Genomic DNA, 19,518 nt, shown 5'->3' on the forward strand with positions numbered 1-19,518 from the left:
CTAGCGTGCCAGGCGTGAGCAGCCAGGTCTGGTACGTCGCGCTGGTGCTCGTCGTCGTCGCGGCCCGGTTCGTCGAGCTCGCCGTCGCGCAGCGGCACCTCGCGTGGGCCCGCGCGGCCGGCGGCGTGGAGTTCGGCGCCCGGCACTACCCCGTCATGGTGCTGCTCCACAGCGCGTTCCTCGTGGGCTGCCTCGTCGAGGTCCCGCTCGCCGACCGGCCGTTCCTGCCCTGGCTCGGCTGGCCGATGCTCGCCGTCCTCGTCGCCGCGCACGCGCTGCGCTGGTGGTGCATCACGAGCCTGGGCAACCAGTGGAACACCCGGGTGCTCGTCGTCCCCGGGCTGCCGCTCGTGACCCGGGGGCCCTACCGCTGGCTGAGCCACCCGAACTACGTCGCGGTCGTCGCCGAGATCGTCGCGCTGCCCCTGGTCCACACGGCCTGGGTGACCGCGCTCGTGTTCACGGTGGCGAACGCCGCGCTGCTCGTCGTCCGGATCCGGGTCGAGAACGCCGCGCTCGCGACCGCGGCCGGCTGACCGGACCGCCGGCCCGCCGGCGTCGAGCGCTACCGGTCGCCGCGCGGCCCGCGGGCGGCGACGATGGCCGGGTGGACGTCGACCTGCTCGTCGTCGGTGGCGGGCCGATCGGCCTGGGCACCGCGGTCGAGGCCGCGCGCGCCGGGATGTCCGTCGCCCTCGTCGAGCGCCGCGAGGGGCCCGTCGACAAGGCGTGCGGCGAGGGGCTCATGCCCGCCGCGCGGACGTCGCTGCGCCGGCTCGGGGTCGAGCCGGACGGCGTCGAGTTCCGCGGCATCCGCTACCTCGCCCGGGGTCGCGAGGCCACCGCGCTGTTCTCCGCGGGCCCGGGGCTCGGCGTCCGGCGGACGACGCTGTCGGCCGCGCTCGGCGCCCGCGCCGACGCGCTGGGGGTCAAGCGGGTCCGGGCGAGCGCCGCACCACCGGTGACGGGGTCCGGCTGGGTCGAGGCGGCCGGGGTCCGGGCGCGCTGGCTCGTCGCGGCCGACGGCCTGCACTCGCCGGTGCGGCGCGCCCTCGGGCTCGACGTGCCGGCCCGCGGGCCCGTCCGCTACGGGCTGCGCCGGCACCACCGGGTCGCACCGTGGAGCGACCTCGTCGAGGTGCACTGGGCCGACGACGCCGAGGCGTACGTGACGCCGGTCGCCGAGGACGTCGTCGGGGTCGCCGTCCTGTGCCCGGGCGGCGGGTCCTACGACACCTGGCTCGCCCGTTTCCCGGCGCTCGCCGACCGGCTCGCGGGCGCGGAGCCGGCGTCCGACGTCCGCGGCGCCGGGCCGCTGCGCCGGACGGCGGCCCGCCGGGTGCAGGGCCGGGTGCTGCTCGTCGGGGACGCGTCCGGTTACGTCGACGCGCTCACCGGCGAGGGGATCTCGGTCGGCCTCGCATGCGCCCGTGAGCTCGTCGCCTGCCTCGTCGCGGACCGGCCGCAGGACTACGAGGCCGCGTGGCGGCGGACGACACGGCGGTACCGGGTGCTCACCGGCGGGCTGCTGCGGGTCGCGCACCGGCCGCTGCTGCGGCGCACGATCGTGCCTGCGGCGTCCCGGCTGCCGCGGGTCTTCCGGGGGATCGTCGACCAGCTCGGGTAGCCGGGAACGACCACCGGGCGCCCTGCACGGGGCCGTCCGGCGGGATCCGGGACGAAGGTCTCAGGGATGCGCGTCCCGGATGCCGACAGTGGTGCGGTGAGCCTGCACAGCCACGCCGTCCCGCGGACGACGCACACGATGAACCTGGACCAGGTCGCCGAGATCAACGAGCGGCTCGCGGCGACGAGCCTCTCGACGGCCGACATCGGCCTGGAGGCGCCCGCGGGCGTCCTCGCCGAGATCGTCCTCGAGGGGTCGCCGACCTTCGGCTACCTGTGGGCCCGGCTGCGGGCCGGCGGCCAGGAGGCGGGCCGGGTGCTCCTGCACACCGACCAGCTGAAGGCGATCAGCCGGGCGCTGCACCTGGCGCACCACCACTGGGGCCTGTGACCCGCACGCGGGCCGGCCGTCAGAAGTGGTGCGGCCGTCAGAAGAGCGTGTCCGGGTGCTCCTCGGGCGGCTCCGGCTCGGCGGCGCGGGGCGCCGGCGCGGTGGGGCGTGAGGCGCGGCGGGAGCCGTTCGACGTGCCGTTGGACGTGCCGTTCGAGGTCGCGTCGGCCGTGACCGCGGCCGGCACGAGGCCGTCGAGCCCCGGCGGCAGGTCGCCGTGGTGGAGCACCGTGAGCCGCTGCGTCGGCCGGGTCAGGGCGACGTAGAGGTCGTTGACGCCGCGCGCCGACTGGCCGACGACGGCCGCCGGGTCGACGACGGTCACGCTGTCGAACTCCAGGCCCTTCGCCTCGTCGACGGTGACGACCTCGACGCGGTCGGCGAGCGCCCGCCCGTCCGGGGCCGCGACGCCGAGCGCCGTCCGCAGCGCGTCCGGGAAAGCCTCGTAGCCGTCCCTCGGGACGACCACGGCGAACCGGCCGCCGTCGAGCGCGGCGTCGTCCGCCCGCACCACGTCCGCGGCCACCGCGGCGACGGCCGCGGCGTCCCGCGCCGGCAGCCGGACCCCGACCGGGTCGTGGTCGCCCTCGCGCGCTGCGTTCGGCGGGGCGACGTCGATGCCGTGCGCGTGCAGGAGCTCGGTCGCGACCGCCATCACCCGGGCCGGCGTCCGGTAGTTCACGGTGAGCTGCTCGAGCACCCAGCGGTCGGCGCCGACGTGGTGGTCGAGGACCTCGGCCCAGGACGTCGTCCCCGCGGCGGAACCGGTCTGGGCGACGTCCCCGACGACGGTCATCGAGCGCGACGGCACCCGGCGCGCGAGCAGCCGCCACTGCATCGGCGAGAGCTCCTGGGCCTCGTCGACGACCGCGTGCCCGAACGCCCACGTGCGGTCGTCCCGGGCGCGGTCGGCGAGCGGGCCGAAGCCCGGACCGCCGGCGAACCGGTCAGCGAGCATCTCCGGCGTCAGCATCTCGGCGGCCTCGCCGGCGGTGCCGAGCACCTGCTTGGCGAACTCGAGCGCCTCGGCGCGCTCGGTGGCGGCGATCGCCGCGGCCCGTCGGGCGGCGTCCGTCACCGCGACGTCCGCGCCGAGCAGCTCGGCGGCCTCGTCGAGCAGCGGGACGTCCCCCGGCGTCCACGGCGCGAGCGGGCCGCGGAGCAGCAGCGCCTGCTCCCGCTCGGAGAGGATCCCGTCGGCGGCGAGCGCGAGCCGGTCGGGGCGGGTGAGCAGCTCGGTGACGACACCCGTCGCGGACAGCGGCAGCCAGAGCAGGTTGACCTCGCGCCGGACGTCCGGGTGGGTGCGCAGCTCCTCGAGGAGCGCACCGCGCTCCTCGGCCTCGCCGCCGACCCCGCGGGCGGTCGCGAGCTGGCCGGCGAGGTCGTCGAGCAGGTGCCGGACGAACGTGACGCGGGCCTCGTTGTGCGGCTTGCCGGACTGCCGGGCCCGGCCGCGGGCGTCGGCGACGACGCGCGGGCGCAGCTCGACGACGTCCCCGTCGACGTCGAGCGGCACCGGCCGGACGAGCCGCCGCTGCCGCCGCCGGACCGCCGCCCTGACGACGTCGGCCATCCGCAGGTCGCCCTTGACGACGGCGACGTCCGCGCGGTCCCGGCCGGTCGCGTCGACCCCGGGGAAGAGCTGCCCGGGTGTCGCGAGCACGACCCCGGTCTCGCCGAGGCTCGGCAGCACCTGCTCGATGTACCGCAGGAACACCGGGCTGGGGCCGACGACGAGGACGCCGCTGCGGGCGATCCGGTCCCGGTGCGTGTAGAGCAGGTAGGCGGCGCGGTGCAGCGCGACGGCGGTCTTGCCGGTGCCCGGCCCGCCCTGGACGACGAGCACGCCGGCGAGCGGGGCCCGGACGACCCGGTCCTGCTCGGACTGCAGCGTCGCGACGATGTCCTTCATCCGGCCCGTGCGGTGCGCCGTGAGCGCGGACATCAGCGCGCCCTCGCCGGTGATCGTCGCGAGGTCGGCCCCGGCGGCGACGGCCTCCTCGAGGCCCTCGGCGTCGAGCACCTCGTCGTCGAGGCCGCTGACCGTCCGGCCGCGCAGCGCGATGTGCCGGCGCCGTACGACGTCCTGCGGCTGGGCCGCGGTCGCCTGGTAGAACGCGGACGCCGCCGGCGCCCGCCAGTCGAGCAGGAGCTGCGCCCGGTCGTCGTCCGACAGCCCGATCCGGCCGACGTACCGGCTCTCGCCGGTGCGCAGGTCGAGGCGCCCGAAGGCGAGCCGCTCCTCGACGGCGCCGAGCTGGCGGAGCCGCTCGGTGTGGAGGGCGTCGAAGGCGTCCCGCTCGGCCCGGCCGCCCGGCGTCGGGACGACGGGGGCGCGCCGGACCTGCTCCAGCGAGCGCGCCGTGCGCTCGCGGAGCCCGTCGAGGTGGTCGTAGAGCCGGTCGACGTACGCCTGCTCCCGGGTCGCCTCGCGGTCGAGGTCGCGGTGCAGGTCTGCGGTGCTCAGCGCGTCCTCCCCGGGGGCGTCGGAGCCGCAGCGGCCCGACGGCGACCGCACGGACCGCGGAACGGCGGCATCCAAGTATGGGCGACGGGCGGCCGGAGCGCGACGGCGGGGCGGCGGGAGCACCCACCCGGACCAGGAGGGCGGCCCGGACCGGGGGCCAGCAGGAGTGCGCGGCGTCCCCGTCGTCGGCTGGGATGCTCGTGGACCCGGACGAGGGAGGACGACCGTGCGCGCGATGGTCTACGACAGGTACGGCGGGCCCGAGCGGCTGCGCCTCGCGGACGTGCCCGCGCCCGAGCCCGGCCGAGGCGAGGTGCTGGTCCGGGTGGCCGCCTGCTCGGTGAACCTCTCGGACTGGGAGTACCTCACCGGGCGTCCGGCCTACGCGCGTCTCGCCGGGCTGCGCCGTCCCCGCGCCGGCCGGCGGGTCCTGGGGTCGGACGTCGTCGGGCAGGTCGTCCGGCTCGGCGAGGGTGTCGCGGCGGCGAGCGACCTGGCGGTCGGGCAGCGCGTCATGGCCGACGTCGCCTCGCGGCCGTGCGGTTTCGCCGAGCTGGCCTGCGTGCCGGCCGCGCTGTGCACCCCGGTCCCGTCAGGGCTGAGCGACGAGGCCGCCGCCTGCCTGCCGCAGGCCGGGGCGATCGCGGTCCAGGGGACGGCCGGCGTCACGGCGGGGCAGCGGGTGCTGCTCAACGGGGCGGGCGGCGGGTCCGGGACCCTCGCCCTGCAGCTCGCGCTGGCTGCCGGCGCGCACGTGACGGCGGTCGACAACGCGGGGAAGCTCGACTTCCTGGCCGGCCTCGGTGCGCACGAGGTGCTCGACCACCGCGCCGGCGACTTCGCGGCGTCGGGGCGGCACTGGGACCTGGTCCTGGACATGGTGGCGACCCGCGGGCCGCGCCGCGTCGCGGCGGTCGTGGCTGCGGGCGGGCGCTACCGCGCGGTCGGCGGCCCGCTCCGGGTCGTCGTGCCGCTCGCGCTGGCCGGACCGTTCACGGGCGGCCGGGTCGGGGTGCTCGCGGTGCGGACCGGGGCGGCCGAGACCGCCCGCGTGGCGGCGCTGGCCGTCAGCGGCGCGCTGCGGCCGGTCGTCGAGGACGTGCTCGCGCTGGAGCGGGTGCCCGAGGCCCTGGCCCGCACCGGTGCCGGCGCGGTCCGGGGCAAGCTCGTCATCCGCCCGAACGGGTGAGCGGCGCTCAGGCGTACACGTCGAGCGCGGCGCCCGCGTCGGCGTTCACCCGGCTCAGCGCGCTCGGCGGCAGGGCCCCGAGCATGACCCGGAACTCCTGCGTCGACACCGGCTTGAGCGGTGGCAGCCGTACGGGTTCGGGCTCCGGCTTGCGCGCCTGCGTGGGGTGCCGCGACGCCTCCCGCGACCCGGCGTCCGGTGCGTTCTGCGGGGCGACGGGGCGTTGGACGGGGAGCGGGGCCGGAAGCGGCGCCGGGGTGGCACCCACACTGGTGACGTTCATCGCCGATCCTCCTTCCTCCGGTCGGCCCGGGCTCCTCATACCGGGGTCCGAGCGGTCGACTTAGGCGCGTTATCGACCGGGGCCCCGCAGGCTATGAGCGGCCGTTCGGGTGAATCCGCGTTCGCCGGTGGCGAAATGCCCGGAACGCCCGGTGGCGTGATCGTTCCCTCGGCTCAGCCCCGTCGGCGGGCGATCCGGTAGCCGAGCCAGACCCCGGCCAGCGCGATCGCGGCGCCGACCGCGACCCCGCCGAGCTGGTACCGGACGTCGAGCGGCACGCCGCCGGCCGCGGGGGCCACCGGCCGGGTGAAGACCGCGGGTGCGGCGGCGGACGGCGCGGACGGCGCCGACGGCGCCCCGGCCGGGACGGGTTCGGGCGCGGGCACGGGGAGGGCGCCCGGACCGCCCGCGGCGAGCAGGGCGTCGACGGCGGCGAAGAACTCCCCGGCGGTCTTGCGCGCGACCCCGGTGAGCACCCGCTGCCCGACCCCGCCGACCGCACCGCCGACGACGGCGTCCGCGTCGTACCGCAGCAGTGTCGTCCCGTCGCCCGGGTCGTCGAGGTGCACGCGGACGTCGGCGCTCACCGTGCCCGGCGCGCCCGAGCCGGACGCCTTCAGGGTGAAGGCGGACGGCGGCGTACCGTCGGAGAGCGTGACATCGCCGAGGTAGCTGCCCTTGATGCTCGCGACGCCGGCCGTGACGGTCATCCGGTACCGGTCGGTGCCGACCGCCTCGAGCTGCTCGCAGCCGGGGATCGTCCGGACGAGCACCGCCGGGTCGTTGAGCGCGGCGTAGACCTGCTCGGGGGACGCGTGGAGCGTCGCGGTTCCGCTGACCTTCACAGCTGCTCCCTGGTGGGTGTCCCGCATCGCGGCGGCACGGACAGGAACGTCGGTGGGACGACGCTACTGCCGGGACACGGCCCCGTGGTCGGCGAACTGTGACAACGCGGCAGGGGAGCGGACCGTCAGGTCAGCGGCGGCGGCCGCACTGCCGGGTGAGCAGGAACATCGCGGCGACCGTGTAGGTCACCCCGAGGGACGCCATCGACGTGATCGCGTCGGCGAGGTGCCCGGCGTCGTGCACCCAGAGCGCGTCCTGCAGGCTCGTGTCCCCCGGGGCCATGCCGGGCAGCGGGTCGGGCACGTAGCCGACGTACGACGCCAGCGCCGCCGTCCCCCAGCGGCTCGGGGTGATGTGGGCGACGAGGGCGAGCGTGTGGCCGCCGAGGCCCTCGGGGTGCGCGAGCGGGACGAGCAGGCCGCTGAGCACGACGAGCAGCGCGACGCTGCCCATGAGCAGCAGGATCGCCCGCTCGAGCGTGCGCGACGAGGCGCTGATGAGCAGGCCGAGGGCCGCCGAGCTGAGGCCGAGCATCATGAGCGAGCCGGTCATGACGAGCAGCGGGGTGCCGACGTCGAGCGGCCGCTCCGGGCCGTCGCGCAGCGCGAGGTACAGGCTCATGGTGACGAGCGACTGGAAGGCGACCGGCCCGGCGAGGGCGAGGGCCTTGGCGAGGACGACGGCGACCGGCCGCACGCCCCAGCGGTGCTCGCGCTCGATGACGTCCCGGTCGCCGACGATGGTGCCGAACGACATCGCCATGGCGAAGAACGTCGTGCACGTGACGACGACGGACAGCGCGACGCCCTGCCACGGGTTTGGGTCGTCCGGGGTGCCGGCCAGGCCGCGGTCGGCGGCCCACGCGGTGAGCAGGCACGAGAGCACGGGCAGCACGAACAGCCCGCGCAGCAGGGTGAGCCGGTTCGCGGCGAACCGGGTCAGCTCGCGCCGGGTCAGGACGGCCGTGGTGTGGACGAGGCCGATCTCCGGGGCGGTCCCGGCCGGGGCCCGCCGGGTGCGCCGGGCGACGGCGGCGGAGGTCTCCGCGGAGCGGGCGCGTGCGTCGTCGGCGACCGGGCGGTCGCCGTCCGGGCGGGCGGCCGGGGCGCCGACGGTCTCGGCGGTCGCCGTCCCGTTCCGCAGGGCCGCCATCGCCTCGGCGTAGGTCGTCACCCCGAGGGCCTCGAGCAGCCCGTCGGGCGGGCCGCTGAACGCGACCCTGCCGTGGATGTCGAGGGCAAGGACGACGTCGGCGAGGTTGAGGTTCGCCGTCGAGTGGGTCACGACGATGACGCCGCGGCCGTCGTCCGCGACCCTGCGCAGCAGCCGCATCATCACGAGGTCGAGGCCCTCGTCGAGGCCGGACGTCGGCTCGTCGAGCATGAGCAGCCGCGGGTTGCTCAGCAGCTCCATCGCGACGGCGACCCGCTTGCGCTGGCCGCCCGAGAGCTGGCCGATCCGCCGGTCGGCGTGCGAGGCGAGCTCGAGCAGGCCGAGCACCTCGGCGACGCGGCGCGCCCGCTCGGCCCTCGGCACGGACGGCGCGAGCCGCAGGTCGGCGGTGAGGCCGAGCGCCTGGCGCGGGGTCAGCTCGCCGTGGAGCGCGTCGCGCTGCGGGACGAAGCTCACCAGGCGCGGCGCGAGGTCCGGCGTCTCGAGGATGGCGACGCCGTCGACGAGGACGTGGCCGGAGACGTCCTCGACCTCGCCGAGGATCGCGGCGCACAGGGTGGACTTGCCCGAACCGGACGGGCCGACCACGGCGAGCACCCCCCGCGCCGGGAGCACGAGGTCGATGCCGGAGATCGTCGGTGTCCGCCGGTTGCGGTAGCGGGCGCCGACCGCGGAGCACACGAGGGCCGGCGGCGGGGCCGCGACGGCAGGGCGGGTCCGCAGGTCGCGGAGCAGGTCGACACCGACCTGCGGCCGGCTGCGGGCGGGCTCCGCGGGCCGGGCACGCGCACGGACGGGGCGCAGCCCGACGGATCCGCCGACGGCGGCGGCGTCCGCGTCGAGGGGCTCCGACACGCGCATGGGCACCCGTACCTCCTGCAATCTGACCAATGTGCGATGGCAAAGTAGCGTGTCGACGGCTCAGGGAACACCCACGAGTGCGCCGTACCGTGTCAGTCATGAGCGGAACGGCGGGACGCCCGCGGCTGCCGGGCGACTCGCACGTCCACTCGCAGTTCTCCTGGGACACCCTCGAGGGCGACATGGAGGCGACCTGCGCCCGGGCCGTCGGGCTCGGGCTGCCGTTCGTCGCCTTCACCGAGCACGTCGACCTCACCGACGTCGTCCTCGAGCCGTACGAGCTGACGGTCCTGCCGGCGCACATCGCGGCCCACGCGGACGACGACCTCGTGCTGCGCGCCCCGCCGCTCGACGTCGAGGGCTACCTCGCCACCGTCGAGCGCTGCCGGGACCGGTTCCCCGGGCTGACGATCCTCACCGGCCTGGAGATCAGCGAGCCGCACTGGCACCCGGACGCCGTGGCCGGCCTGCTCGCCGGCGGCCGGTTCGACCGGCTCCTCGGCTCGCTGCACTCGCTCACCGCCCGGGGCGCCGCCGCGGACATCCATGCCCTCATGCACGAGCGCGGTTGCGACGCCGCGATGCGCGCCTACCTCGAGGAGGCGTACCGGCTCGCGTCGTCGACCGCGCCGGTCGCCGTCCTCGCGCACGTCGACTACCCGGTCCGGGCCTGGTCCACGTTCAGCGCCGACCCGTACGACCCGTTCCCCTTCGAGGCCGAGTTCCGCGAGGTGCTCACCGCGCTCGCGGCCTCGGGCCGGGCGCTCGAGCTGAACACGGTCGTGCCGCTCGCCGCCCAGGTGCTGCGCTGGTGGCACGAGTGCGGCGGCGCCGAGGTCACCTTCGCGAGCGACGCGCACCGCCCGGACGACGTCGCGCGGGGTTTCGCGGACGCCGCGGCGCTCGCTGCGGCCGTCGGGTTCCGGCCGGGGAACGACCTGCGTGCCCCGTGGTGCCGCGGCTGATCGGCGGGGCGCACATCCACGGCGCCTCCGGGCGCGATTCCGGCCCGTTCTCTGGCACGGCATGACAATTTCGCGGGTGTTTCTCCGTATCGCGGCCACGGAGCCCCGCGCCGTCGGCCACCGTGATGATGGAGCGCCGGTGGGTGCCGGCAGGACGCCGCCGGCCCGGCGGCCCGACGCGACGGACGGGACGAGATGAGCCTGCGCACCGGCGGTCCGGCCCTGGCCCCCTTGCGGACCGCCCGCTGGGCCCTGCTCGCGGCGTTCGGCCTGCTCGTCGCCTCGACCCAGCTGCTGTGGATCTCGCTGGCTCCCGTGACCGGCGAGGCCGCGCGGGCGCTCGGGGTCTCGGAGGGGGCGGTCGGCGACCTCGCCGGTCTCGAGCCCGTCGTCTACGTACTCCTCGCCATCCCGGCCGGGCGCTGGATGGACCGCCGGTTCGGTCCGGCGCTCACGCTCGGCGCGCTGCTCACCGCCGGCGGCGCGCTCGTCCGGGCGGCCGGCCCGGACTCCTACGCGTGGGTCCTCGCGGGCCAGGTCGCGATCGCCCTCGGGCAGCCGCTCGTGCTCAACGCGACGACCAAGGTCGCGGCCCGCTGGTTCCCGCCGGCGGAGCGGGCGACCGCGATCTCCGTCGCGAGCGCGGGGCAGTTCGTCGGCATCCTCGTCGCGGCGACGACGGGCGGGCTGCTCCTGGACGCCGGCGGCCTGCGGCTGCTCCTCGGCGTCCACGCCGCGGTCGCCACGGCGGGTGCGCTCGCCGTGCTCGTCGCGCTGCGGCTGCCCGCGGCGTTCGAGGCCGACGCGACCGGGCCGACGTCCCTGCGCTGGCTGCGCCGCGACCCGCTCATGTGGCGGCTCGCCGCGCTGCTCTTCGTCGGGGTCGGGGTCTTCAACGCCGTCGCCACGTGGCTCGACCCGATCCTCGACGCGTTCGGCCACCCCGGGGTCGGCGGCGGGCTCATCGCGCTCATGACCGTCACCGGGATCGCCGGTGCCGCGGTGCTGCCCGGGCTCGCCGCCCGCCGCGACCGCCGCCGGCTCGTGCTCGTCGCGACGACCGGCCTCACCGTCACCGTCTTCGGGCTGCTGTCGGTCGTGCACGAGCTGTGGCTCGTGACCGGTGCGCTCGGCCTCCTCGGGTTCTTCCTGCTCGCGGGGCTGCCGGTCGCGCTCGACTGGTCCGAGCTCGAGGCCGGCCCCGGCCGGGCCGCCACCGCGACCGCGTTCCTGCTGCTCGCGGGCAACCTCGGCGGCGCCGTCCTCGTGCTCGTCGTCCAGGCGCTCATGGGCACCCCGCACCTGGCGCTCGCCGCGCTCGCGGTCGCCGCCGTCCCCGGCGTCCTCGTCGCCCTGCGCCTGCCCGACCACGCCCCCGCCGCCGCCGTCTGACCGCTCATGCTCGCGGCAGGTACCGGAGACCGGCCTCCCGGAGCGCCGGAACGGTACCGGGCGTGAGCATCAGCGGGGGGAGGGGTGATGCAACGAGGCGAGGTCGCCCGCGGCGTGGGCGCGGCGCAGGTCGTACAGCTCGGACGGCGAGATCGGCATCCGCCGGATCGGGAAGCCCTCGGCGTCCTCGATCGCGGCGGCGAAGACGGCCATCCCGGGGATGACGCCCGCTTCGCCGGCACCCTTGATGCCCAACGGGTTGAGCGGGGACGGCGTCTCGAGGTGGTCGGTCTCGATCGTCGGGACCTCGGTCGAGTACGGCATGAGGAAGTCCATGAACGAGGCGTTGAGGATCTGGCCGTTCTCGTCGTAGGCGATCCGCTCGTAGAGCGCGCCGCCGACGCCCTGCGCGACGCCGCCGTGCACCTGGCCCTCGACGATCATCGGGTTGACGAGCGTGCCGCAGTCGTGGACGACGCAGTAGCGCAGCACCGTGATCTCGGCCGTCTCCGGGTCGGTCTCGACGACCGCGGCGTGCATGCCGGAGGCGAACGTCGAGCGGACCGGCGAGTAGTAGTCGGTGCCCTCCAGGCCCGGCTCGTCGTCCTCCGCGACCGGCGGGGCGTCCGGTGACCCGCCGCCCGCGAACTGGGTCGCCGCGGCGGCGCTGGCGTCGAACGCGTAGCGCAGCGGGTTCGACAGCACGGCGACGGTCTTCAGCGGGATGTGCGTGCCCGGGGCGCCCTTGACCCGGATGTCGCCGTCGACGATCTCGAGGTCGCTCGTCGAGACCTCGAGCGCGTCCGCCGCGATCCGCAGCGCCTTCTCGCGGACCTTGCCGGCGGCCAGCCCGACGGCGTTGCCGCTCATGACGGCGGCCCGGGAGGCGAAGGTGCCGACGGCGTAGCCGAAGCGGCGGGTGTCGCCGGAGGTCACGTGGACGTCCTCGATCCGGACGCCGAGGACGTCGGCCGCGATCTGCGCGAACGCCGTCTCGTGCCCCTGGCCCTGGGTCGTGAGCCCGATCGCGACGTTGACCCGCCCCGACGTCTCGACCTGCACGTGCGCGCCCTCGTAGGGGCCGACCCCGGTGCCCTCGACGTAGCAGGCGAGCCCGAGCCCGACCCGGCGGCCCTGCGCCGCGGCCTGGGCCCGGTAGGCCGCGAAGTCGTCCCAGCCGACAAGTGCCTTGATCTTCTCGAGCATCTGCGGGTAGTCGCCCGAGTCGTAGATGAGCGGGCGGCCGTCCTGGAAGGTCAGGCCCTGGTCGTAGGGGAACTCGTCGGGCCGGATGAAGTTCACCGCGCGGACGGCGGCCCGGTCCTTGCCGAGCGCGTCCGCGATCGCGTCCATCGCCCGCTCCATCGCGTAGACCCCTTGCGGGCGACCGGCTCCGCGGTAGGGCGTGACGATGACGGTGTTCGTGTAGAGGGAGGTGAACTCGACCCGGTAGGCACCCGGCTTGTACGGGCCGAGCAGCTGGGTGGCCGTGATGATCGGCACGATGATCCCGTACGGCGTGTAGGCGCCGTTGTCGTGCCAGAGCGTCACGTCGAGCCCGAGCAGCCGGCCGTCGTCGTCGAACCCGACCCGGACCCGTTGCAGCTGGCGGCGTTCGTGGGCGCTGGACACGAAGTGCTCGCGCCGGTCCTCGGTCCACTTCACGGCGGCGCCGAGCAGCCGGGCCGCCCACGGCACGAGGACCTCCTCGGGCCACGGGTGGACGATCTTCACCCCGAAGCCGCCGCCGACGTCCGGGGTGATGCAGTCGACCTTGACGAGCGGCAGGCCGAGCTTCGCGGCGACCGCGGCCCGGACGCCGGTCGAGGTCTGGGTCGAGGACCACATCTGGAGCCGGCCCTCGTCGGCGTGCCAGCGCGCCAGCACCCCCTTGCCCTCGAGCGGGGTGCAGGCGCTGCGCTCGACGTCGAGGTCCAGGTCGAGGACGTGCGGGGCCGCCGCCAGGGCGGCGCGCGCGTCGCCCACCTCCTGGACGAGGTGCGCCGCGACGTTGCCCGGCACGTCGGCGTGGACGAGCGCCGCACCGTCACGGGCCTGCTCGATGCCGACGACCGCGGGCAGCGTCTCGTAGGTGACCCGGATCCGCCCGGCGACGTCCTCGGCGACGTACCGGTCCGTCGCCACGACCATGACGACCGGCTCGCCCATGTACTTGACCTCGTCGCGGGCGAGCGCGAAACCGGTGCGGCCGTGGGTGAGCGCGGGGTGCGGGATGAGCAGCGGCAGCGCCTCGGCGACCCTGGTGCCGTGCTCGGCGTCCGCGGCGGCGAGGTCCTCGTAGGTGTAGATCGCGACGAGACCGTCGACGTCGAGGGCGTCGGTGACGTCGATGTCGGTGACGCGGCCGTGCGCGACCGTGCTGCGCACGAACGCCGCGGCGAGCGCGTCCCGGCCGAGGTCGTCGAGGAAGCGGCCGCCGCCGGTGAGCAGCCGGGCGTCCTCGCGCCGGACGACGCTGCTGCCGATCAGCGACGAGCCGCCGGTGACACCGGTGACACCGCCCGTCGACGGGCGCGGGACCGGTTGCGGTGCAACGGGTCCGGCGGGCGCCAGGCCCGGCAGCACGGGGGCGAACGGGGACGCGAGCGCCGGCGGCACCGGCTTGGCCCGCCGCCGCGGGGCCGCGGGCGGCGCCGAGGGGGCCTTCTTGGCCGCGGCCTTGCGGGTCGGTGCCTTCCTGGCCGGGCTCTTGTCGTCGGGGCTCTTGCCGGCGGGGCGCTTGTCGGCGGGGTTCTCGTCGGCAGGGCCGCCGGGCGGGGTCTCGCTCACGCCGTCGCCCCCTCGCCGGCCGGGGCGGCCCTGAGCTCGGCGGCCCGCAGCACGGCCTTGGTGATGTTCTGGTAGCCGGTGCAGCGGCACAGGTTGCCGGCGATCGCGTCGCGCGCCTCGTCGGACGTCGGGGCCGGGTTCTCCTCGAGGAACGCGGTCACCGTCGTGAGGAAGCCCGGTGTGCAGAAGCCGCACTGCAGCGCGTGGCACTCCCGGAAGGCCTGCTGCACCGGCCCCAGCTCCGCGCCGTCCGGGGCGAGCCCCTCGACGGTCGTCACGTCGTGGCCCTCGGCGCTCGCGGCGAGCATGAGGCACGCCCGCACCGGGGCGCCGTCGAGGAGCACCGTGCAGGCCCCGCAGACCCCGTGCTCGCAGCCCACGTGGGTGCCGACGAGACCGAGGTCGTGCCGCAGGCAGTCGGAGAGCAGCCGCCGGGACGGCACCCGGACGGCGTGCGCGGACCCGTTGACGGACAACGTGATGTCGAGCTGCTGCTCGCTCATGCGGGCGCCTCCTCGGCACGGCGGTGGACGTCTGTCGGGACCGCGGCGGCCACGGCGCGGGCCATCGCGCGGCCGGTGAGGGTGCGGGCCAGCTGGGCGCGGTAGTCCGCGGAGGCGTGCAGGTCGGCCTCGGGCTCGAGCCGGTCGACCGCGGCCTCGGCGGCCCCGGCCCAGGCGGCCGGGTCGGCGGCGGCCGCCGCGTCGGCCGGTGCGTCCTGGGTGAGCTCGACGACGACGGGCACCGGTGACATCGAGATGTACGCGGCACGGGCGCTCGCGACCCGGCCGTCGACGACGGTCACGGCGGCGGCGAGGCCGGCCATCGCGTAGTCGCCGTGCCGGCGCGCGGCCTCGACGAACGCCGTCCCGGTGCCGGCCGGGAACGCGGGGAACCAGGCCTCGACGGCGAGCTCCCCGGGCCGGACGGCCGACTCCAGCGGGCCGAGGAAGAAGTCCATCGCGGCGACGCTGCGCCGTCCCGCGGCGCACGCGAGGTCGACACGGCCGCCGGTCAGGGCGAGGACGGCGGTGAGCTCGCCGCTCGGGTCGGCGTGGGCCAGCGACCCGACGCTCGTGCCCCGGTTGCGGATCGTCGGGTGCGCGACGTGCTCGAGGGCCTGCCGGAGCAGCGGCAGCGCGGAGTGCGCCTCGGCGTCCCGCTCGACGTCGCGGTGCCGGGCGAGCGCGCCGACGTGCACGCCGTCAGGCCCGCTGCGCACGTAGGCGAGGTCGGTGAGCCGGTTGACGTCGACGAGGTGGGCGGGCGCCGCGAGGCGCATCGAGAGGATCGGCAGCAGGCTCTGCCCGCCGGCGAGCACCTTGCCGTCGGACCCGACGTCCGCGAGCACCGCGAGGGCCTGCTCGAGGTCCTCGGGCCGGTGGTAGGTGAACGGGGACGGCTTCACACGAGCATCCTGCCTGTCGCTGCCGGGTGGTGCGCCGGGAACCGGCGGCGGGGCCGGGAGTTTCTCCCGGCCCCGCCGTCGTGGGACTGCTTGTTGCGTGCCGCGTCGCCGGTCAGGGTTCCTTGTAGGCGCCCGGGGCGTCGACGACGATCGAGGTGCCGCCGACGGCGGCGTCCCGCAGGTGCGCCGGGGCGAGCGCCTTGGCGAGGTGCCAACCCGCGACGGCGACGATCGTGCCGAGCGCGATGCCGCCGAGGGTGAAGGTGTCGGTGAACTTCAGCTCGGTGTTGCCGATCGCGATGACGATGCCCGCCGCGAGCGGCACGAGGTTGACCGGGTTGCCGAAGTCGACCCCGTTCTCCTTCCAGATCTTCGCGCCGAGCAGGCCGATCATCCCGTAGAGGACGACGGTGATCCCGCCGAGGACACCGCCCGGCGTCGAGGCGACGAGCGCGCCGAACTTCGGCGAGAAGCCGAAGAGGATCGCGACCACGGCGGCCACGTAGTAGGCCGCCGTCGAGTAGACCCGGGTGGCGGCCATGACGCCGATGTTCTCGGCGTAGGTCGTCGTGGGCGAGCCGCCGACGAGCGACGCGAGCGAGGTGCCGACGCCGTCCGCGGCGATCGCGCGGCCCATGACCGGGTCGAGGTCGGCGCCGGTCATCTCGGCGACGGCCTTGACGTGCCCGGCGTTCTCGGCGATGAGGGCGATGACGGCCGGGAGGACGAGGAGCACGAACGTCAGGGAGACGGACGGCATGTGCCAGCCCGCGACCTCCTTGCCGTCCGCGATGAACGTCTTGTCGGGGAAGCCGAACAGCGGTGCGTCGGCGATGCCTCCGAAGTTCGTCCGGGAGTGCGTCGTCACCTCGCCGGCGCCCGCGTCGAAGGACGTGATCTGCCCGAAGGCCTTGTCCGCCACCCACGAGAGCGCGTAGCCGAACACGAGCCCGAGGAAGATCGCGATCCGGCCGACGAACCCGCGCGAGGCGAGGCTGACGACGATGACGAAGACCATCGTCGCGAGGGCGACCCACTGGTCCTGCGGCCAGTAGATGTCCGCGACGACCGGGGCCAGGTTGAACCCGATGAGCATGACGACCGCGCCGGTGACCGCCGGCGGCAGCACCTTGTAGACGATCTCGGAGCCCATGTAGTGGATGACGACGCCGACGAGCGCGAGCACGATGCCCGCGACGAGGATCGCGCCGGTGACGTCGGGGGAGTCGCCGCCCTGGGCGCGGATCGCCGCGACGCCGCCGACGAACGAGGCGCTCGTGCCGAGGTAGCTGGGGACCTTGCCGCCGACGATGAGCAGGAAGCAGATCGTCGCGATGCCGCTCATGAGGATCGCGAGCTGGGGGTTGAGCCCCATGATGAGCGGGAAGACGAACGTCGCACCGAACATCGCGACGACGTGCTGCGCTCCGAGCCCGACGGTGCGGCCCCAGCTGAGGCGCTCGTCGGGCCTGACCACTTCTCCGGGTGCCAGGGACTTGCCGTCCCCGTGCAGCGTCCAACCGAATGCCATGACGAGCCTCCTGGGGGGCAGCGCCGTCCTGCACCCCCGCCAGGTGCGGTCCGGCAGCGAGGTGTTCAGCGCAACGTAGGGCTCCCGGTCACGCAGAGCATTGGCAGAGTTCGCCAACGCCTCTCGTGCACATTTGTGCAGGACGGCGTCGCCGTCCCGGCGGTCTCAGAGCAGCCCGCGGCAGACGGCCACGATCCGCCGGGCCCGGGTGTCCGCACCGGCCGCCGTGACGAGCGAGAGCAGCGCCTGCTTGCGCAGCGACGGCGAGGTCCGCTCCCACGCGGCGCGCAGGGCCGGGTCGGTGTCGAGCGCCGCGGCCAGGTCGTCCGGGACCACGAGGTCCTCGACCGGGTCGAGGATCGTCCACCAGCCGTTCGCCCGGGCGACCTCGACGGCGCGCCGCCCGGCGTCGGTCATCCGGCCCTGCTCCTCGAGCGCCTCGACCCGGCGCCGGTTGAGCCTCGTCCAGGTGCTGCGGGCCTTGCGCGGCGTCATCATCTGCAGCCCGCGGGCCTCGTCGAGGGTGTTGACGGTCGAGTCGATCCACCCCCAGCACAGCGCCTCCTCGACGAGGTCGGCGTACGGCACCGGGGCGAGGCCGCTGCCCTTGCGCCACGACGCGACCCAGCACCCGCGGGCCGTCGCGTGGTGCTCCGCGAGCCACGCGCGCCAGGCCGCGAGGTCGGCCGGGTGGTAGACCGGGTAGTCGAACTTCCACGTCGCCGGGTGTTCGGACGCGGACGCCGGCACGTTCATGGTCGTCAGCGTACGAGGGACGTCGGGCGGCGGGCGCGTTCCCGCGGTCACGCCCCCCGCATCCGCAGCACCTGGAGCGCGAGGTGCAACGACAGCCTCAGGTGCGCGTCGTGGGTGAACGGCCCGAGCATCCGCTCGAGCTTGGCGATCCGGTACCGCAGCGTGTTGTAGTGGAAGTGCATGACCCGGGCCGTCTCGGCGACGTTGAGGTTCGTCTCGAGCAGCACCTCGAGCGTGCGCCGCAGGTCCCGCGCCTCGTCGTCGTCGACCTTCGCGAGGTCGCCGAGGGTCTCGGCCGCGAAGGACCGCAGCTCGGCCGGGTCCTCGACGAGCGACAGCAGCCGGAAGACCCCGAGGCCGTCGAAGTGCGCGACGCTGCCCGGCCCGTTCATCCGCCGCCCGACCCGCACCGCGGTGCGGGCCTGCTCGTAGGCCGCCGGGATCTGCGCCGGCGTCGCTGCGACCCGGCTCACGCCCGTGCCGAAGGACCGCCGGCCGCCACCGCCGTCCCCGGTCACCTCGCGGACGAGGTCGCGCACGAGCCGGTCGACGCCCGGGCCGGTCTGGCCGGTCGCCCCGTGCGGGGGCGCGCCGAGCACCGCGACGACCTCGCGGTGGAAGCCGACGACGGGGGCGTGCGGGTCGCGCGGCCGGACGACGGACTGCCAGGCCGCGGCGAACCGCTCGACGGCGGGCCGGCCGACGAGCCCGGTCGCCGGCCGGTCGTCGTCCGTGGGGTCGAGCTCCGCGACGACGACGACCACGGGCCGGTCGACGTCCCAGCCCAGGCTCGCGGCGTGCGTCACGGCGAGCTCGGGCTCGACCTGCCCGGTGAGCAGGTCGCGCAGGAAGTCGCCCTGGTACTTGCTCTCGACCGCGCGGACGGCGAGCTGCTTGGTCACGGCGAGCGCCGCGACGGTGGCGGCCCGCTCGACGGTGTGGACGTCGTCCGTCGTCAGCGAGCCCTCCGGGGAGAAGGCGACGATCCGGCCGTGGTCGACCCGGCCGGCGACGACGCGGACGACGACGTGGTTGCCGGCGAGCCCGTCGTGGTCCGTGAGGCCGGTCATCTCCGCCTCGGTGCGCAGCCGCCCGCTGCCCTCGAAGCACCGCCCGTCGTACGCCGCCGACAGCGCGTCGACGTCGCCGCCGTCCGCGAGCACCCGGCCGTCCGGCGTCGTGATGACGACCGCGCCGCCGAGCAGACCGACGAGCCCGGACGCGAGCTCGGGCAGCCCGCCGCCGTCGAGCACGACCTGCACGAGTGCGCGGTGCACCTCCTCGGACCGGGCCAGCGCGGTCGCCTGCCGGTCGAGCAGGTCGGTGAGGACGTGCTCGAGGACGTCGTCCCAGGCGACGGTCTCGGGGACGGCGATGACGGGGAAGCCGCGCCGGTCCGCCTCCTCGATGACCTGCGGCGGCAGCACGTCGAGGTAGCGGCCGAGCTTGACGCCGAGGGCGGCGAGGCCACGCTCGTCGAGGTCGCCGACGAGCCGGACCAGCGCCCCCGGGTCGTCGCGCAGCGGGTAGCCGGTCGTCAGGAGCAGCTCGTGGGGCTTGACCCATGGCAGGATGTCCGGCACCTCCATGACATTGACCCGCTCGACCGCGCGGTCGAGACCGGCCGCCCCGGCGAGCACGGAGGAGCCCCGGAGCACGTGGAGCTCGAGCACCTCGCGCACCCGCAGCGCCCGCGGCAGGCGGCGCGCGACCCCGGCCTCGCCCGGCACCGGGGACGCCGGCACTGGCAAGTCCTGGGCGGGGGTCGGCTCACTCTTGGCAGGTCTAGCCATACGGGGACGGTAGCGCCCCGGTTACGTTCGCGGAGGGTCACGTG

At 75.8% G+C, this 19,518-nt stretch carries 16 protein-coding genes; 6 read left to right on the forward strand and 10 right to left on the reverse strand.

Features of this window, described 5'->3' with window-relative positions; translation table 11 throughout:
* Nucleotides 1-14 precede the first annotated feature (14 nt).
* From ECOMGDLI_RS25830 to ECOMGDLI_RS25840, 3 genes are all read left to right on the forward strand, one after another.
* Nucleotides 15-536 carry an isoprenylcysteine carboxyl methyltransferase family protein gene (locus ECOMGDLI_RS25830; protein ID WP_088319717.1) on the forward strand — a complete coding sequence of 174 codons (522 nt, stop codon included), beginning with the start codon at nucleotides 15-17 and terminating at the stop codon, nucleotides 534-536.
* A gap of 71 nt (nucleotides 537-607) precedes the next feature.
* Complete coding sequence (locus ECOMGDLI_RS25835; protein ID WP_233153631.1) at nucleotides 608-1,627, forward strand: NAD(P)/FAD-dependent oxidoreductase; 1,020 nt, start codon at nucleotides 608-610, stop codon at nucleotides 1,625-1,627.
* A gap of 96 nt (nucleotides 1,628-1,723) precedes the next feature.
* On the forward strand, nucleotides 1,724-2,017 hold the full coding sequence (locus ECOMGDLI_RS25840) for a hypothetical protein (RefSeq protein ID WP_088319718.1): 294 nt from the start codon (nucleotides 1,724-1,726) through the stop codon (nucleotides 2,015-2,017).
* 37 nt (nucleotides 2,018-2,054) lie between these two features.
* On the opposite strand, the gene ECOMGDLI_RS25845 is transcribed toward ECOMGDLI_RS25840, so the two are convergent.
* Entirely contained in the window at nucleotides 2,055-4,538 is a 2,484-nt protein-coding gene (locus ECOMGDLI_RS25845; protein ID WP_233153632.1) for an ATP-binding domain-containing protein, read from the reverse strand.
* 184 nt (nucleotides 4,539-4,722) lie between these two features.
* On the opposite strand from ECOMGDLI_RS25845, the gene ECOMGDLI_RS25850 reads away from it, so the two are divergent.
* Nucleotides 4,723-5,676 carry an NAD(P)-dependent alcohol dehydrogenase gene (locus ECOMGDLI_RS25850; RefSeq protein WP_233153634.1) on the forward strand — a complete coding sequence of 318 codons (954 nt, stop codon included), beginning with the start codon at nucleotides 4,723-4,725 and terminating at the stop codon, nucleotides 5,674-5,676.
* A 7-nt stretch (nucleotides 5,677-5,683) separates the two neighbouring features.
* Here ECOMGDLI_RS25850 and ECOMGDLI_RS25855 read toward each other — a convergent pair whose 3' ends face one another.
* From ECOMGDLI_RS25855 to ECOMGDLI_RS25865, 3 genes are all read right to left on the reverse strand, one after another.
* Nucleotides 5,684-5,959: a hypothetical protein gene (locus ECOMGDLI_RS25855; RefSeq protein ID WP_143447942.1), complete on the reverse strand. Its 276-nt coding sequence runs from the start codon at nucleotides 5,957-5,959 to the stop codon at nucleotides 5,684-5,686.
* 173 nt (nucleotides 5,960-6,132) lie between these two features.
* Nucleotides 6,133-6,804, reverse strand: coding sequence for a carbon monoxide dehydrogenase subunit G (locus ECOMGDLI_RS25860; protein ID WP_088319721.1), 672 nt, complete (start codon nucleotides 6,802-6,804; stop codon nucleotides 6,133-6,135).
* A gap of 130 nt (nucleotides 6,805-6,934) precedes the next feature.
* Nucleotides 6,935-8,839 carry an ATP-binding cassette domain-containing protein gene (locus ECOMGDLI_RS25865; protein WP_088319722.1) on the reverse strand — a complete coding sequence of 635 codons (1,905 nt, stop codon included), beginning with the start codon at nucleotides 8,837-8,839 and terminating at the stop codon, nucleotides 6,935-6,937.
* 98 nt (nucleotides 8,840-8,937) lie between these two features.
* Here ECOMGDLI_RS25865 and ECOMGDLI_RS25870 point away from each other — a divergent pair, with 98 nt between their 5' ends.
* Complete coding sequence (locus ECOMGDLI_RS25870; protein WP_088319723.1) at nucleotides 8,938-9,804, forward strand: PHP domain-containing protein; 867 nt, start codon at nucleotides 8,938-8,940, stop codon at nucleotides 9,802-9,804.
* A gap of 195 nt (nucleotides 9,805-9,999) precedes the next feature.
* Nucleotides 10,000-11,196, forward strand: coding sequence for an MFS transporter (locus ECOMGDLI_RS25875; protein ID WP_088319724.1), 1,197 nt, complete (start codon nucleotides 10,000-10,002; stop codon nucleotides 11,194-11,196).
* Between the two features lie 69 nt (nucleotides 11,197-11,265).
* Here the strand turns inward: ECOMGDLI_RS25875 and cutA are convergent, their stop codons facing one another.
* The 6 genes from cutA to ECOMGDLI_RS25905 all read right to left on the reverse strand — a co-directional run bounded on the left by cutA (nucleotide 11,266) and on the right by ECOMGDLI_RS25905 (nucleotide 19,426).
* Entirely contained in the window at nucleotides 11,266-13,686 is a 2,421-nt protein-coding gene (cutA, locus tag ECOMGDLI_RS25880) for an aerobic carbon-monoxide dehydrogenase large subunit (RefSeq protein ID WP_369812791.1), read from the reverse strand.
* Between the two features lie 296 nt (nucleotides 13,687-13,982).
* Nucleotides 13,983-14,489: a (2Fe-2S)-binding protein gene (locus ECOMGDLI_RS25885; protein ID WP_088319725.1), complete on the reverse strand. Its 507-nt coding sequence runs from the start codon at nucleotides 14,487-14,489 to the stop codon at nucleotides 13,983-13,985.
* Entirely contained in the window at nucleotides 14,486-15,394 is a 909-nt protein-coding gene (locus ECOMGDLI_RS25890) for a xanthine dehydrogenase family protein subunit M (RefSeq protein ID WP_088319726.1), read from the reverse strand. Before ECOMGDLI_RS25890 ends, ECOMGDLI_RS25885 begins: the two co-directional genes overlap by 4 nt.
* 112 nt (nucleotides 15,395-15,506) lie before the next feature.
* On the reverse strand, nucleotides 15,507-16,925 hold the full coding sequence (locus tag ECOMGDLI_RS25895; protein WP_088319727.1) for a uracil-xanthine permease family protein: 1,419 nt from the start codon (nucleotides 16,923-16,925) through the stop codon (nucleotides 15,507-15,509).
* 165 nt (nucleotides 16,926-17,090) lie between these two features.
* The gene (locus ECOMGDLI_RS25900; protein ID WP_088319728.1) at nucleotides 17,091-17,681 is read right to left on the reverse strand and encodes a YdeI family protein; all 591 of its coding nucleotides are present in this window, start codon (nucleotides 17,679-17,681) and stop codon (nucleotides 17,091-17,093) included.
* Between the two features lie 47 nt (nucleotides 17,682-17,728).
* Nucleotides 17,729-19,426 (reverse strand): PucR family transcriptional regulator, encoded by a 1,698-nt coding sequence (locus tag ECOMGDLI_RS25905; protein ID WP_198955183.1) that lies wholly within the window; start codon nucleotides 19,424-19,426, stop codon nucleotides 17,729-17,731.
* Nucleotides 19,427-19,518: the final 92 nt, after the last annotated feature.

Origin of the sequence: Kineosporia sp. R_H_3 (assembly GCF_002198675.1) — a bacterium.
Lineage (GTDB): Bacteria > Actinomycetota > Actinomycetes > Actinomycetales > Kineosporiaceae > R-H-3.